At 70.8% G+C, this 15,476-nt stretch carries 14 protein-coding genes and 1 pseudogene; 7 read left to right on the forward strand and 8 right to left on the reverse strand.

Features of this window, described 5'->3' with window-relative positions:
• Positions 1–153 precede the first annotated feature (153 nt).
• From ACWDUM_RS07985 to ACWDUM_RS08000, 4 genes are read left to right on the forward strand one after another with little or no spacing between them, the layout of a single operon-like run.
• On the forward strand, positions 154–936 hold the full coding sequence (locus ACWDUM_RS07985; RefSeq protein ID WP_450133551.1) for a VOC family protein: 783 nt from the start codon (positions 154–156) through the stop codon (positions 934–936).
• 8 nt (positions 937–944) lie between these two features.
• Positions 945–1,544: a TIGR03086 family metal-binding protein gene (locus ACWDUM_RS07990; RefSeq protein ID WP_450112039.1), complete on the forward strand. Its 600-nt coding sequence runs from the start codon at positions 945–947 to the stop codon at positions 1,542–1,544.
• On the forward strand, positions 1,534–3,231 hold the full coding sequence (gene ilvD, locus ACWDUM_RS07995) for a dihydroxy-acid dehydratase (RefSeq protein ID WP_450133552.1): 1,698 nt from the start codon (positions 1,534–1,536) through the stop codon (positions 3,229–3,231). The genes ACWDUM_RS07990 and ilvD overlap by 11 nt, the downstream gene beginning before the upstream one ends.
• Positions 3,224–4,249 carry an adenylate/guanylate cyclase domain-containing protein gene (locus tag ACWDUM_RS08000; RefSeq protein ID WP_450133553.1) on the forward strand — a complete coding sequence of 342 codons (1,026 nt, stop codon included), beginning with the start codon at positions 3,224–3,226 and terminating at the stop codon, positions 4,247–4,249. Before ilvD ends, ACWDUM_RS08000 begins: the two co-directional genes overlap by 8 nt.
• Positions 4,250–4,335: 86 nt before the next feature.
• On the opposite strand, the gene ACWDUM_RS08005 is transcribed toward ACWDUM_RS08000, so the two are convergent.
• The 3 genes from ACWDUM_RS08005 to ACWDUM_RS08015 form a co-directional block, all read right to left on the reverse strand.
• A complete protein-coding gene (locus ACWDUM_RS08005) occupies positions 4,336–5,118 on the reverse strand; it encodes a DUF6319 family protein (protein WP_450133554.1) in 783 nt (260 codons plus the stop codon).
• A 6-nt stretch (positions 5,119–5,124) separates the two neighbouring features.
• Positions 5,125–5,778: a serine protease gene (locus ACWDUM_RS08010; protein WP_450133555.1), complete on the reverse strand. Its 654-nt coding sequence runs from the start codon at positions 5,776–5,778 to the stop codon at positions 5,125–5,127.
• Between the two features lie 185 nt (positions 5,779–5,963).
• Positions 5,964–6,587: a TetR family transcriptional regulator gene (locus ACWDUM_RS08015; RefSeq protein WP_450133556.1), complete on the reverse strand. Its 624-nt coding sequence runs from the start codon at positions 6,585–6,587 to the stop codon at positions 5,964–5,966.
• A gap of 93 nt (positions 6,588–6,680) precedes the next feature.
• Here ACWDUM_RS08015 and ACWDUM_RS08020 point away from each other — a divergent pair, with 93 nt between their 5' ends.
• Positions 6,681–8,246, forward strand: coding sequence for an MFS transporter (locus ACWDUM_RS08020; RefSeq protein WP_450133557.1), 1,566 nt, complete (start codon positions 6,681–6,683; stop codon positions 8,244–8,246).
• Positions 8,247–8,325: 79 nt separating this feature from the next.
• Here ACWDUM_RS08020 and ACWDUM_RS08025 read toward each other — a convergent pair whose 3' ends face one another.
• The gene (locus ACWDUM_RS08025) at positions 8,326–9,564 is read right to left on the reverse strand and encodes an Nramp family divalent metal transporter (protein ID WP_450134182.1); all 1,239 of its coding nucleotides are present in this window, start codon (positions 9,562–9,564) and stop codon (positions 8,326–8,328) included.
• Between the two features lie 220 nt (positions 9,565–9,784).
• Between ACWDUM_RS08025 and ACWDUM_RS08030 the strand changes: the two are divergent.
• Positions 9,785–10,195: pseudogene (locus ACWDUM_RS08030) on the forward strand (very short patch repair endonuclease); the annotation flags it as partial.
• Positions 10,196–10,197: 2 nt separating this feature from the next.
• Here ACWDUM_RS08030 and ACWDUM_RS08035 read toward each other — a convergent pair.
• Positions 10,198–10,908: a phosphatase PAP2 family protein gene (locus ACWDUM_RS08035; protein ID WP_450111799.1), complete on the reverse strand. Its 711-nt coding sequence runs from the start codon at positions 10,906–10,908 to the stop codon at positions 10,198–10,200.
• Between the two features lie 152 nt (positions 10,909–11,060).
• On the opposite strand from ACWDUM_RS08035, the gene ACWDUM_RS08040 reads away from it, so the two are divergent.
• Positions 11,061–12,737: an alkaline phosphatase D family protein gene (locus tag ACWDUM_RS08040; RefSeq protein WP_450133558.1), complete on the forward strand. Its 1,677-nt coding sequence runs from the start codon at positions 11,061–11,063 to the stop codon at positions 12,735–12,737.
• A gap of 310 nt (positions 12,738–13,047) precedes the next feature.
• Here ACWDUM_RS08040 and ACWDUM_RS08045 read toward each other — a convergent pair whose 3' ends face one another.
• From ACWDUM_RS08045 to ACWDUM_RS08055, 3 genes are read right to left on the reverse strand one after another with little or no spacing between them, the layout of a single operon-like run.
• The gene (locus ACWDUM_RS08045; protein ID WP_450134183.1) at positions 13,048–13,809 is read right to left on the reverse strand and encodes an SDR family NAD(P)-dependent oxidoreductase; all 762 of its coding nucleotides are present in this window, start codon (positions 13,807–13,809) and stop codon (positions 13,048–13,050) included.
• Positions 13,810–13,834: 25 nt separating this feature from the next.
• Positions 13,835–14,638, reverse strand: a complete 804-nt coding sequence (locus ACWDUM_RS08050; protein WP_450111797.1) for an SDR family oxidoreductase — start codon at positions 14,636–14,638, stop codon at positions 13,835–13,837.
• Between the two features lie 3 nt (positions 14,639–14,641).
• Positions 14,642–15,445 carry a MaoC/PaaZ C-terminal domain-containing protein gene (locus ACWDUM_RS08055; protein ID WP_450111796.1) on the reverse strand — a complete coding sequence of 268 codons (804 nt, stop codon included), beginning with the start codon at positions 15,443–15,445 and terminating at the stop codon, positions 14,642–14,644.
• Positions 15,446–15,476: the final 31 nt, after the last annotated feature.

Here is a 15,476-nt window from a genome sequence, read left to right on the forward strand (position 1 = left end):
AACCCCCGGTAGCGGGCGGAGATCGGGACAGGTCACGGCCGCTGCTCTTTCCAAACGGGCCGCGGGCTGGAAACGTGAGCGGTGGACCTCGCCCGGCACCGGTTGCGGGCGGGGTTCCGCTGGACCGAATTTCCGCCGCGAAAGGACGTCACCATGCCCATCCGTTCGAGCTACCCGGAGGGTGTCCCCTGCTGGGTCGACCTGTCCGCGAGCGATCCCACTGCCGCGAAGGACTACTACTCCAGGCTGCTGGGCTGGGAATTCGAGGACATGCCGAACCCCGGGGGCGGGGTCTACTCGATGGCCCACCTGCGCGGCCACACCGTCGGCGCGGTCGGCGGGCAACCACCGGGCACCCCGGCCCGGACGCCGTCGCACTGGAACACCTACCTCGCCACCGACGACGTCACCGCGACGACGGCCAAGGTCGCGGCGGCAGGCGGGCAGGTGGTGATGGGGCCCGACGATGTCGGTGACGCCGGGCGAATGGCATTCGTGACGGACCCGACCGGCGCGGTCGTCGGACTCTGGGAGGCGGGCAGGCACATCGGCGCGACCCTGGAGAAGGAGACGGGCACCCTCGTCTGGTCCGAGTTGATCACCCCGGAACCGGCGAAGGCGCTCGCGTTCTACGCCGACGTGATCGGCGTGACCCAGACCTCCGCGCCGATGCCGGAGGGTTCGTACACGCTGCTGCACGCGGGCGGCGAGAACTTCGGCGGCTGCTCCACCCCCCGTGCACCGCAGGTCCCCTCCCACTGGCACGTGTACTTCGCCACGGACGACACCGATGCCGCGGTGGAAACGTCGACCGCGGCAGGCGGATCGGTGCTGGTCGCGCCGTTCGACGTTCCGAGCGCCGGGCGCATGGCGGTGCTCGCGGACCCGACCGGAGGCGTGTTCAGCGTCCTGCGACCCGACCCCGCACAACAGTAGGCGTGGCCGTGGCACTGGAGTGGCTCGCGCTGCTGCGCCGAGCCCACCACGAATTCTCCACTCGCATCGAGGCGGTCACCGACTGGTCCGCCCCGACCCCGGACACCGAGTGGAACGTCACCGCCCTGGTGCGCCACGTCATCGTCGAACAGCAGTGGGTGCCGCCACTGCTCAGCGGGCTGTCGATCGACGAGGCCGAGGGCCGGATCCGGCCGCTCCGCGACGACCTCGCGGCGGAGTGGGACCTCTACTCCGGGTTGGCGATCGCCGCCTGGGACGCCGCGCCGCCGGCGACGCCGGTGCACCTGTCCTACGCCACGGTGACGGTGGAACACTATCTGCGCGAGCAGGTTTCCGACGTGACGATTCACGCCTGGGATCTGGCCCGCGCCGCCGGCCTGGACGACCGCTTGGACTCTCGGCTCGTCGCCGGGGTGTGGGAGGTCCTGGACGAGCAACGGGACATGCTCGCCGCCAGCGGCCTGTTCGCCGATCCCGTCCCGGTGTCCGAGGACGCCTCACCGCAGGACCGCCTCATCGCACTGACCGGCCGCGATCCGCGACCGTCCGACAACCAGCCGCCCCGGGAGGTACGTGATGACGAGTGAGCACGACATCAAGCCCCGCAGCCGGGACGTCACGGACGGACTGGAGAAGACCGCGGCCCGCGGCATGCTCCGGGCCGTCGGGATGGGAGACGACGACTGGGGCAAGTCCCAGATCGGTGTCGCCTCGTCGTGGAACGAGATCACCCCGTGCAACCTGTCCCTCGACCGGCTGGCGCGCGCGGTCAAGGACGGCGTGCACGCCGCCGGCGGCTACCCGCTCGAATTCGGCACCATCTCGGTCTCCGACGGCATCTCGATGGGCCACGAGGGCATGCACTTCTCGCTGGTGTCGCGGGAGGTGATCGCGGACAGCGTCGAAACCGTCATGGAGGCCGAGCGCCTCGACGGCTCGGTCCTGCTCGCCGGCTGCGACAAGTCGCTGCCGGGCATGTTGATGGCCGCGGCCCGACTGAACCTCGCCTCGGTGTTCCTGTACGCCGGCTCGATCCTGCCCGGGACCGCGAAGCTGTCCGACGGCACCGAGAAGGACGTGACGATCATCGACGCCTTCGAGGCCGTCGGGGCGTGCGCGCGGGGCCTGATGAGCCGCGAGGACGTCGACGCGATCGAGCGGGCCATCTGCCCCGGCGAGGGTGCGTGCGGCGGCATGTACACCGCCAACACGATGGCCAGTGCGGCGGAGGCGCTGGGCATGTCGCTGCCCGGGTCGGCCGCCCCACCGGCCACCGACCGCCGACGCGACGGTTACGCGCGGCGCAGCGGACAGGCCGTGGTCGAGTTGCTGCGCCGCGGCATCACCCCGTCCGACATCCTCACCACCGAGGCGTTCGAGAACGCGATCGCGGTGGTGATGGCGTTCGGCGGGTCCACCAACGCGGTGCTGCACCTGCTCGCGATCGCCCACGAGGCCGGTGTTCCGTTGACTCTGGAGGATTTCAAACGGGTCGGGGCCCGCGTCCCGCACCTGGCGGACGTCAAACCGTTCGGGGCGTACGTGATGAAGGACGTCGACCGCATCGGTGGTGTCCCCGTGATCATGAAGGCCCTGCTCGACGCCGGCCTGCTGCACGGCGACTGCCTGACAGTCACCGGACGCACGGTCGCCGAGAACCTCGCCGACATCGCACCCCCCGACCCGGACGGCAAGGTACTGCGGGCGATGACCGCACCGATCCATCCGACTGGCGGCATCACCATCCTGTCCGGATCCCTGGCCCCCGGTGGCGCGGTGGTCAAGTCGGCCGGCTTCGAGTCCGACGTGTTCACGGGCACGGCACGGGTTTTCGACCGCGAGCGGGCCGCACTGGATGCACTGGAGGACGGCACCATCACCGCCGGGGACGCGGTGGTGATCCGTTACGAGGGCCCGAAGGGCGGGCCGGGGATGAGGGAGATGCTCGCCATCACCGCCGCGATCAAGGGCGCCGGGCTCGGCAAGGACGTCCTGCTGCTGACCGACGGCCGTTTCTCCGGCGGCACCACCGGCCTGTGCGTCGGGCACGTCGCACCGGAGGCGGTGGACGGCGGGCCGATCGCCTTCGTGCAGGACGGCGACCCCATCCGGCTCGACGTCGCATCCGGCCGGCTCGACGTGGTCATCGACGAGGGTGAGCTGACACACCGCGCACAGGGGTGGGAACCGTTGCCGCCCCGATACACTCGCGGAGTGCTGGCGAAATACACGAAGCTGGTGGGATCCGCCTCGAACGGGGCCGTGTGTGGCTGATCGGGCGAGCGAACGGCGGCAGGCCCGCGAGTTCGAGATGATCCAGGCGGAGGTCGAGCGGAACCTCCTCGGCGGCGAGATCAAGTACACCCGGGAGCAGGTCTCCGAGATCTCGGGGGTCCCGCTCCCCCGCGCGCAGCGGCTCTGGGTGGCGATGGGATTCGCCGTCGATTCCGATCCCGGCACCCCGATGTTCACCGACGCCGATGTCGCTGCCCTGCAGGCGATCACGTCGCTGGTGGACCGTGGCATCATCGACCCCGACCTCGAGGTGTCGGTGACCCGCGCCCTCGGGCAGTCGTTCTCGCGTCTGGCCGAGTGGCAGCTGAGCCTGCTCAACAGTCACATCGTCGATCGGGTCCGCAGCCACGGCGCCGACCAGGCGGTCGACGTGCACGCGGTCGCCGCGGAGGCGACGCTCGTGGCCGAGCAGATGCTGCCGACCTTGGAGAGACTTCAGTCGTACGTGTGGCGGCGGCACCTGGCGTCGAACGCCGCCCGCTTCCTGGACAACCGTGGCGAGGACGTCGCCAGCCGCGCCCTGACGATCGGGTTCGCCGACATGGTCGGCTACACCAGCCTGACCCGCCGCCTGGACATCACCGAACTGACCGAGCTGCTCGAGTTCTTCGAGTCGACCGTCACCAACGTGATCAGCCAGAACCACGGCTGGGTGATCAAGAACGTCGGCGACGAGGTGCTGTTCGCGGTCGAGGACCCCGCCGACGCCGCGCGAATCGCGTTGGCGCTGCAGGACGCGGCGGCGAGCACCGAGGAGCTGCCGAACCTGCGGGTCGGACTCGCACGCGGCGAGGTGCTGATGCGATTCGGCGACGTCTACGGCTCGGTGGTGAACATCGCCGCGCGCCTGACCAGCGCCGCCCGCCCGGGCACCGTGCTGGTCGACGAGAACGTGGCCGAGGCCCTCGGGGCGGTCCGCGACTTCCATCTGCGGCCGCTGCGCACCCTTCGGGTACGCGGCTTCAGCCGACTCAAGGCGTACGCCCTGCGCCGCTGACCTCCCCTCGATTCCCGAATGGCCCATTGGTTCGCACTGGCCGAACCAATGGGCCATTCGGGAACCCGCAGAGGATGGGTGCCGGGCTACGCGCCCAGCGATTCCAGGGCGGTGCGAGCCTCCTCGAGCTGTCGGCTCAGCTCCTCGACCCGCTGGGCGGCGGCCTCCCGGGCAGCCGAGATCACGGATGCGACCGCTTCCTGCGCGGCCGGATCGCCGAGTTCGCGAACGGCCCGCTCGGCGGCGTCGGCAGCGACCGGGGCGGCCTTACCGGGCCGCTTGGCGCCGTGGGTGACGGTGACGGTCCACTCCCCACCGGCTTCGCCGTGCAGGGTCACGCTGATGCCGGACGGTTCCTTCGTGCGGCGGGGACGCTTCGGCGCCGGGGCCGGTGGAGTGGTCGGCGGGACATCGGTTTTCGGTGCGGTCACGGCAGCCTTCGGTGTGGTTGTCGGGGCATCGGATTTCGGCGCGGGCCGGGCATCGGACTTCGGCGCAGCCGGGGCCTTCTTCGCCGGCGGGGCCGAGGCGGCCGAACGCTCCAGCGCGGACCGGGCCGACGCGGAGCGGGTGCGGGGTGCCGCGGGGGCGGGCTTGGGTTTCGGCTTCGCAGCGGGCTGCGCCGGATTGCGGGTCAACCGCAATTCGTCTGCCTCGAAGGGGAGTTCGTCGTTCACACCCTTCGGACGAATCAGCACGGTGGTGCCGTCCACCGACACCACCTTCGCCGAGCATCCGGCGGGCAGGCCGAGGCTCGGGGTCGCTTCGTTGAGGTACACGGTGGCCCGTTTGCCCGCGGAAAGTGCGGCGGCCAGGTCGATCAGATCCTGCTCGGTGAGGCGGTCACCGAGTCGTGCGCGAGGGGGCATCTGCGATCAGATGGGCCTGAAGCCCGCGCCGACACCGCCGTGCGCGTTCAGGTCCGCCATGATTATGTCGATGTCGGTTCCGAGTTCGGGGCCGAGACATGCGACCCCCACGTAGGCGTTCACCATGCCGACCAATGTAGTACCGCGCACCACCGGGCTTCCCGAGTCACCCTCGATCACACACATCTGGGTCCACGTCTCGTTGCTCTGCAGCAGGTCGCCCCACACGATCCCGCAGGTGTTCCCGGTTCTGAGCCCCTGCTTGCACACCACGTCGGGGAACGCCGCCGGCGATCCCACCGCGTTGATGGTCACCCCGCCGACCCGGTTGACGGGCACCACCTTGGCCGGATCGAACTGGATCACCGCGTAGTCGAGGCTTCTGTTCTTACCCACGATCTGACCGACCGTGCCGGCGTCCTGTCTCGCCTCGGACACGATCGAATAGCCGGGCTCACCGCAGTGGCCGGCTGTGATCCCGACCAGCCGGTTCCCACCGTCGTGCCCGATCGCCGTCAGCGTGCAGAGCGCCTCGTCGCCGACGATGATCCCCGACCCGCCCCCGAGCACCACCGGAGAGGCCGCGGCCGACGCACCGACCCCGAGATATCCGAACATCGCCGCGACCACCGCGAACACGAATGCAATCTTCTTGGCCATCGTCCGACCCTCCGGGAGATTCTCCGGCACCGGGCCTCACGCCCGGTCCGTGGGAAGACGAGCTCGGATTCCAGTATCCGCGCACCCGCAAGGGCCCCGCAGTCGAACGCGCCAATTCGAATACACATCGCCTCACCACCGAGGGAACCGGCGACGAGGCACCCGCAACGAGAGCGGTGGCAGCCCTACCCCGTGGCCCGGTTGGCGCGGCGGGCGGCGAGGAAGTCGTCGACGATTCGCTCGCGGGCCCGCGCGTCGAGCGGGGGCAGCGCCCCGAGCCGGGCGAACACCAGCGGACCGAGCAGCTGCGCGAGGGCGATCGCGTGGCCCTCCCGGCCGAGCAGCTCCCGGCCCTCCGCGCCGGCGAACACCCGGTCGAAGGGCTCCCGATACTGCTCGACGATGCGACGCCGCAGCGAGCGCAGTTCGGGGCGGTCGGCGTCGCCGTCGGAGTCCCCGAGTCCGGGCCCCATCCCGAGCCAGCACATGGCGGTCAGCTGGGCGGGGGCCTCGTCGATCAACCGGTCCTGCTCGGTCAGCAGCACGATCAGTTGCTCCCGCAGCCCCAGGTCGTCGGGGACCACCGATGCGGGCGGCAGCAGCCGCGCGAACGCCGCCGCCAGCAGCTCGGTGCCGCTGTCGAAGTGCCGGTACAGCGTCGCGCGGGCGACGCGCGCGGCGCCGGTCACGGCGTCGATCGTGACGGCCTCGATGCCGCCGCGGGCGAGCAGGGCTGTCGCCGCGTCGAGCAGTCGTGCCCGTGACCGCGCCTTGCGCGGATCCTCCCGCCCGGGGTTGTCAGCGTCCACGGCACCTCCAATTCACGACCGTCACCGGAGAGGTTGTGAAACCACCGTCCCACAAACGATACTGGCAGTCTTGTTTGGCGGTGGGGAGGCCACATGAATGCACGCACCAGGTCCGGCACCGGCATGTCAGGCCGTGAGATCTGGACCCTGACGGTGGTGTGTGCGGGAGTGGCCCTGGTCATCGCTGCGATGGCCGCACTCAACTCGGCGCTCCCTGCGATCGCACTCGAGACCGGCGCGACCCAGAGCGAACTGACCTGGATCGTCGACAGCTACACCCTCGTTCTCGCGGCGCTGCTGCTGCCCGCAGGCGCGCTGGGCGACCGCTACGGTCGACGCGGGGTGCTCCTGGCCGGGCTCGCGATCGTCGCGGCCGCATCCGTCGGCCCGATCTGGCTCGACTCCCCGACCTGGCTCATCGCGTTCCGCGCCGTCGCGGGCGTCGGCGCCGCCCTCGTGATGCCGGCGACGCTGTCGTTGCTCACCGCCACCTTCCCGCCCGAACACCGCGCCCGGGGCGTCGCGATCTGGGCGGGGACCGCGGCGTCGGGCGGGGTCGCGGGCATGGTGGTCTCGGGGCTGATGCTCGAACACTGGCCGTGGCAGTCGATCTTCGTGGGGTTCTCCGTGGGCGCGGTCGCGCTGTTCGCCGCCACATGGACGATCACGGGATCCCGGGCCGAGAACCCACCGCCCATGGACCTGCCCGGTGCCCTGCTGTCCATCGGCGCGGTCGGCGGCTTCGTGCTCGGCATGCTCGAGGGCCCGATGCGCGGGTGGAGCGACCCGCTGCCGCTGTGTGCGCTGGTGGTCGGCGGGCTGTGCGCGGTGGCCTTCACGGTGGTCGAACTACGCCGCGCCGAACCCCTGCTCGACGTGCGCCTGTTCGGCAACCGCGGGTTCAGCGCCGGATCCCTGTCGATGACGTTGCAGTACCTCGCGTCGTTCGCGCTGTTCTTCCTGATCGTGCAGTACATGCAACTGGTTCTCGGATACAGCCCGTTGATGTCCGGACTCGCGTTGGCACCGATTGCGGTGCCCGTGATGGCGATGTCGGCCGTGATCCCGTGGTTGCTGCCCCGGATCGGCCTGCGTTGGCTGAGCGTGATCGGCCTCGCGCTGACCGGTGCCGGGATGCTCGCCTTCTCGACGGTCGAGGCCGACAGCGGCTACTGGGCCAGCGTCGCCGCCCTGATGATCTACGCGTTCGGTCTCGGACTGTGTACCGCCCCCGCCACCCACGCCATCATCGACAACACCCCTGACGACAAGCAGGGAGTCGCGTCCGCCGTCAACGACACCACCCGCGAGGTCGGCGCCGCCATCGGCATCGCCCTGGCGGGCAGCCTGCTCGCTGCCAGCTACAGCCAGGGCATCGCACCCGCCGTGGAGGCCGTGCCGGAGGCGGCGAAGGACCCGGTCGGCTCGTCCCTCGCCGCCGCGCTCGAAGTCGCGAAGATGGCCGGACCGCAGGGCGATCAACTCGCTTCCTTCGCCCGGTCCGTCTTCATGGACGGGATGGCCGACGCGGCCCACGTGCTCGGCGCGATCCTGATCGTCGCGGCCGTCGCGGTCGGCATGATCGCGCCGGGGCGGACCCGCGCGAAGTCGGCGCGGCTGGAAGAAGACACGGAACTGGTCGGCTCCGAGAAGGACTGACCGACTGAACCATCCGTTCATTCGATCTACCCGACTGAACGATTCCGTTCATGCGGAAGGCGGCACGACGCGCGGGACGCTAGCCGGCGACGGTGAGCACGAGCAGGGCGACGTTCAGCGCGACGATCACCGCGGTGGCCGCCCACGCCGCGATCGTGGTGGCTCGACGGTTGACGTGCTCACCCATCAGCTCGGGCTCGGATGTCATCCGGACCAGCGGGATCAGCGCGAACGGGATGCAGAAGCTCAGCACCACCTGGCTGATCACCAGCGACATGGTCGGGTCGGCGCCGCTCGCGAGGATGACCAGCGCCGGAATCAGCACCAGAATCCGGCGCAGCAGCATCGGGATCCGGAAGTGCAGCAGGCCGGCCATGATCTCGGCTCCGGCGGCGCACCCGACCGAGGTGGACGCCAACCCGGAGGCGAGCAACCCGATCGCGAACACCACCGCCACCGCAGGACCGAGCGCCGAGGAGATGGCGGCGTGCGCCCCCTCGATGGTGTCGGTGCCCTCGACCCCCCGCAGCGCGGACGCGGCGAGCAGCAGCATGGCGATGTTGACGGTGCCTGCGACGGCGAGCGCCGCCCCGACGTCGAGCTTGGTGGCCTTGATCAGGCGCGGCAGCAGGCCGGGCCGGATTCCACGGCCGTGCCGGTCCCGGGCCAGTGCGGAGTGCACGTAGATCGCGTGCGGCATCACGGTCGCCCCGAGCATGCTCGCCGCGAGCAGCACCGTCTCGGCGCCCTCGAACCGCGGGACCAGACCGCCGAGGGCGTCCCGCGAGGAGACGTCGGTGAAGGCGAGACCGCTGACGAAGCCGAGGGTGATGATCGCGAGCAGGCCCATCACGACGAACTCGAAGGTCCGCTGCCCACGCGCCTGGGTGGAGAGGATGGCCATCGACACCGCGCCGGTGATCAGACCTCCGAGCCAGAGCGGCAATCCGAACAGCAGATTCAGCGCGATCGCACCACCGATCACCTCGGCGAGGTCGGTGGCGACGGCGGCGAGTTCGGCCTGCAACCAGAACGCCTTGCGCGGGGTCGGGCGCAGCCGGTCGCCGAGCAGTTCGGGCAGCGACCGGCCGGTGACGAGCCCGAGTTTCGCGGACAGGTACTGCACGAGCACGGCCATCGCGTTGGCCATCACCAGGACCCAGACCAGCAGGTAGCCGTACTTGGCGCCGGCGGTGAGGTTGGCCGCGACATTGCCCGGGTCGACGTAGGCGATCGCGGCGACGAACGCGGGGCCGGCCAGCACGATCAGGCGGCCGAGGCCCGCTGTCCGCCGAGAGGGCGGGCGGGTTCTGTCGATCGTGCGCACGCTCGCCACCGCTGGTCTCCGTCCATGTCAGCGCCGCTGTTTAGCGCCACCATATCAAGAAGTTTGGGTGCCCGAACTTCGCCCGTCCCGACTCGCTGTGGCAGGGCGGATCCTACGGGCGCAAGTGCATCTCCGCGCGCCCTCGCGACCACCGCGAGAAGGCGATCTTCCGGTGCTGCCAGCGCGGGCGCCCACGCGCGACAATGACGTCATGACCTCCCGACCGGCGCCCGATTCGGTGTCCACCCGGGACCGGATGAGCGCGCAACGCCGCCGCGACACGGTGCCGGAGATGGCGCTGCGGCGGGAACTGCACCGCCGCGGTCGCCGGTACCGGGTGGACCGGGCGCCGCTGCCGGGCGTGCGGCGCCGGGCCGACCTGGTGTTCCCGGCCGCGAAGGTCGCGGTGTTCGTGGACGGTTGCTTCTGGCACCGCTGCCCGGTGCACGCGACCGCGCCGAAGAACAATGCACAGTGGTGGGCGGACAAGCTGGACGGGAACGTCGCCCGGGACCGGGACACCGATGCCCGGCTCGCGGCGGCGGGCTGGGCGGTGGTGCGGGTGTGGGAGCACGAGGACCCTGTCGCGGGTGCCGACGCGGTGGAGGCCGCGCTGCGCGCGCGTCAGGAGTGCGCGGGCTCCCGCCGTTCGGAGCCGAGCCCGACCCGACGGACGGCCGCGGCCGCGACCGGGGTCAGCGCCACGGCGAAGGCCAGCGCGATGCACGAGCCGAACACCAGGCCCGCGGCGACATCGTGCGGGTAGTGCACACCACTGACCACCCGCGACGCCCCCACCACCAGGGCGGTGAGGGCGGCGACAACGCCGAGCCAGACGCGGCGAGCGGCGTACGCGGCAAGGACCACTGCCGTCGCCAACGCCGCCGAGATGCCGGAGTGATTACTGGGGAACGACCAGTCTCCGAGCGGCGGACACTCGGACAGCGCGTGGACACCGGGGATGGCGGTGCAGGGGCGCTCCTCGGTGACCACCGATTTCACCGCGAGGGTCGCGAGCGCCGAGCCGGCCGCTCCCGCCCCGGCCGCCAATCCGACCGCGAGGGTTCGCGTGTCGCCGCGTCCCCACCACAGCGCCAGCGCGAGCATGCCGGCCAGTGCGAACAGCCCCGCCTCCGCGACGAGGTCGCTGACGGTACCGGCCCCGGCGGGCCAGGACGCGGTCATCGTGTCGACGTCCCGGTACAGGGAGGTGGACCACCCGATGATCGGGTTGGTCGCCATCTCGGCCGGACCGAACACGGCGAGAATGCCGGCAGCGACGATCAGGGCGGCCAGTCCGAGAGGCCAGTGCCGGGGAAGGAAACGGGTACGCACCCGGCGGAATGTACTCGGCGAAACTGGTAGGAAACTGAGAGCGGACCGCGGCGCAACCCTCGGCGGGTGAACACCCGGAAAACGTCACTGGACGAACGTCCAGTGTCTAGGGTCGTCAGGAACCTTCGTCCCCACGCATCACGAGGTGGCTTGTGGCCCTTTCCCCCGCCAACGTCTCCCGCCGCGCCTTCCTGGCCGGTCTGTCCGCACTGGGAGGCGCGGCACTGCTGCCCGCAGCCGCCGGCGCCACCCCTGTCCTTCGCCAGGCACCGGACGCAGGCCCCGGCCTGATCCGCAACCCGGAGTTCGGCAACGGCGTCATGGCCGGCGTGCCCCGCACCGACGGCGCGACCCTGTGGACACGGATCGGCACCGACAGCGCAGGCACCGGCAGCATCGGCACCGGCAGCATCGGCACCAGCAGCGCCGGGAGCAGCGCGGCAGGCGGAGAACTGGCGTTGGTCGTCTCCACCCGCGAGGACCTGTCCGCCCCGGTGCTCGCCGAGCGGGTCCAGGCGCAGGGCGACGCCGACGGCACAGTGCATTTCGACGTCAGCGGCCTCGCTCCGGGGGAAACGTACTACTACCAGTTCCGGGGAACCGGGGGCGAGTCGCCCGTCGGACGGTTCCGGACGCTGCGGCCCGCCGACTCCAACGAGCCGGTCCGCATCGGCTGGTTCACGTGCCAGGGGTTCGAGGAGGGCTACTACGCCGCGCACCGCCACCTCGCCGCGGAGGACCTCGACTTCGTCGTGTGCCTCGGCGACTACGTGTACGAGTTCACCAAGCCGGGCGTGCGCGGCGTGGCCACCAACGCGTTCCCGCAGACGATCGACGCCATGCGGGACAAGTACCGCCAGTACCGCACGGACGCAGATCTGCGGCTGATGCACAGCAACCACGCGTTCGTGCCGCTCTGGGACGACCACGAGTTCCGCAACAACTACAGCAAGGACGGGTGGACGTTCCCGGTGATCTCGCCGATCGACGGTGCGGTCGGATTCCAGCAGAAGAAGCAGTGGGCCTGGCAGTCCTGGTTCGAGCACATGCCGGTACCCCGGTTCGCGGGCGACCCGACCCGCACCTACCGCTCGCTGCGGGTGGGCCGGACCGTGGAGCTGTTCGCGCCCGACACCCGCCAGTACCGGGACCGGCAGGCGTGCGGCGACTCGCTGGACCACATCGTCTGCGCCGAGGCCGATGCGCCGGGACGGACCATGCTGGGCGCGGCGCAGAAGCAGTGGCTGCTCGACGGCCTGGCCACGTCCGACGCTCGCTGGAAGGTGATCGCCAACCCCAACATGATGATGGGCATGGTGGTGGCGGACGACGGGACCCGCGCCTACATGGACACGTGGGACGGCTACGGAGCCGAGCGAGCCGAGATCCTTTCCACCGCAGCACAATCGGTCGACAACCTGGTACTGGTGACCGGCGACGACCACGACGGCTGGGCGGGCGAACTGTGGGACACCGGCTTCGGGCCGGGGACCCCGAGCGGAGCCCAGGTCAACGCGCCCGGCACCCGCCGCGCGGGGGTGGAGTTCGTCGTCCCGTCGGTGACGTCGTCCAACACCGGCGACGGCGCCTACACCAGCAGCGCCGCCGACCCGGCCGGGGCGCGCGCCGAGGAGGCGAGCCGGCTGGCGAAGAACCCGCACCTCCGGCACGCCGACATGGTCGGCCACGGCTACGGGATTCTCGAGGTCGACGCCGGCGAGGCGCGGTTCGCGTTCCGGTCGGTCGACAAGCTGAACCCGAACGCCGGGGTGGAGACGTCGAAGGCACTGCGCGTCGGGTCCGGGGAGTCGGTGATCCACGAGGCGTGACCGCAATGTGACAGCCCCGAGCGGGTGCGGCGAAAACCTTTGTGCACAGGGTCATTGCTCCGCACACACAGGCTTTGCACGCACAAAGCCTGTGTGCACGCGCGAAAACCCCTGTGCACAAGAGTTCTGCACCAACAACACATCCGGCATCGCGCGCACCGTGCGTCCGCCCGCGAAAACCCGTGTGCACAGGGTCCATGCCCCGTGCACACGGGCCATACACACACAAAACCCCTGTGCACCCGTCAGGACCGGTGTGCACAGGGGTTTTCGCGCGACGCCACGGCGGGTGCGCGTCGGCGTTCGAGAACTAGCCCCAGCGGGACTGGCCGCCGTCCAGGGGCATGGTCGAGCCGGTGAGGTACCGCGAGTCCTCGGAGCACAGGAAGACCACCGCGCGCCCGATGTCGGACTCCGGGTCGCCCACCCGGCCGAGCGGGATGCCCGCGACGAACTCCGCGGCCTCCTCCGGGTTCTTGTCCATCCACCACTCGAGCGCGGGCGTCACTGCATGCGGGGCAACGTTGTTCACGCGGATCCCGTCCTTGCCCCACTCGGCGGCGGCGGCGCGGGTGAGCACCCGCGTGCCCTCCTTGATCGAGCCGTAGACGCCGTAGTTGCTGGCGTCCCAGCGCACCGCCGCCGACGTCACCAGGTTGACGATCGAGCCGCCGCCGCGGGCGACCATGTGCGGGTGGCACGCCCGCATGAACCGCAGGGTGGCCATCGGACCGGACGCGAACGCACGCTCGAAGTGCTCGTCGACGACGTCGAGCAGCGGACCGGGCTTGGAGTCGTTGGCGTTGTTGACCATGATGTCGACGCCGCCGAACTGCTCGACGGTGCTTGCGACGGCCGCCTCGATGTCCTCGGCGACCGAGACGTCGCAGCGCACCGGGATGGCGCGCCCGCCGAACTCCTCGATCTCCGCGACCGTCTTGTGCAGCTTCGACTCGGTGCGGCCGGCGACCGTGATCGCGGCCCCCTCCTTCGCCAGGGCCAGCGAGATGCCCCGGCCGATGCCTTGCCCCGCGCCGGTGACGATCGCGACCTTACCGTCGAGGATTCCCATGCTCATGCTCCGATCAGGCTGTGTGTCAGTTGATTTCGGGGTGGGTGGCGAGGTAGCGGGCCGGGTACTCGCCGCCGCCGTGCACCGCCAGGTCGGCGCCGTTGACGTACGCCGCCAGCGGACCTCCGAGGAACAGGCAGGCACCGGCGATGTCCGAGGGCACCGCCATCCGGCCGATCGGCAGGGTCCGGGTGACCGCGGCACCGCCGTCCTCCCCGTACACCGACGCCGCGGCCTCGGTGCGGATCAGTCCGGTGGTGATGTGGTTGACGCGCACCTTCGGCGCCCATTCCAGCGCGAGGGCCTTGGTCAGCATCAACAGGCCGGCCTTGGCCGCGGAGTAGGCGGCGGTGCCGGGCTGCGGGTCGTGCGCGGACACCGACCCGATGTTGACGATCGCCCCGCCGGTCTCCTGCTGCTGCATCACCGCGTTCGCGGCCTGCGCAACGTAGAAGGGCGCCAGCAGGTTCAGTGCGACGATCTTGTCGACGAACCGGGTGGACACGGTCGCGGCGTCCGCGTCCGGTGAGCCACCGGCGTTGTTGATCAGCACGTCCAGCCGACCCATCGCCGAGTTGGCGGCGTCGACCATCGCCTTCGCGGCGTCGGCGTCGCGGAGGTCGACCGGCAGGAAGCCTGCCTCGACACCGTCGACCGCGATCGGGGCCTCCGGTGCACTGCGCGCACACACCGTCACCTGCGCGCCGGCCGCGAGGAACGTCTCGGCGACCACGCGCCCGATGCCCTTGGTGCCGCCGGTGATCAGGACGGCCTTGCCCGTGAAGTCGGCAGGGTTGTCCCTTCCCGGGAACTCGGCTGCGTTGCTCATTGCCTACTCCCCGAACCGGGCGTGGGCACCGGTGATGGCGCCGCCGACCTCGAAGTCGACGCCGGTCTCGCCGCGCCATGCACGGATCGGCAGCCGGTCACCCGGGAAGGCCGGGGCCGCGAAGCGTCCCGACAGCTGCACCAGATCCGCCGGGTGCGCTCCGAGCGCACCGGCCAGGGGCAGCGTGCTCGCCGCCAGCGTGCACAGCCCGTGCATGATCGGGCGGGGCTGCCCGATCACCGCGGCCGCGGCCGGGTCGATGTGGATGTGGTGCATGTCCCCGAGCAACCGGTACAGCGCCGTCTGGTTCTCGGCGGTCACCAGCTCCGTCGTGACCGCGGGGTCGCCGGTCGGGCCGGCAGGCTTCGACGGCCCACGCTCGCCGCCGAATCCGCCGTAGCCGGGCGCGAACAGCGACCAGGTGGCGACGAAGTACTCGCTCTCGACGACCACCTCGAACACCGCGGCGGCACCCTTGTCCCACACCTCGCCGACGCGGGCGGACAGCGTGACCTCACCGGAGCGCGGGAGCGGCGCGAGCACCGTCAGTTCCTGCGAGCCGTGCAGTGCGGTCTTGGTGTCGAAGGCACCGCGCGAGCCGAGTTCGTCGGGTGCCCACTGGGCGAGGGTCAGCGCGAACGTCGGCAGCACCCGCAGCCGGTCCTCCATCACGAGGTCCAGGTCGGTGGCCTTCGCACCCACGGCGAGCGCGTAGAGGATCGCGTCGCGTTCGGTGTAGCTCACGGTGCGGGTGCCGAGGTCGGCCCCCTTCCAGGCGCCGGCCGGCTTCTGCTCCACTGCCGTCATTCTTCGTCCTTCCAGGGCTTCTTGTGTCGGC

It is taken from the genome of Rhodococcus sp. NPDC003322 (genome assembly GCF_053589555.1).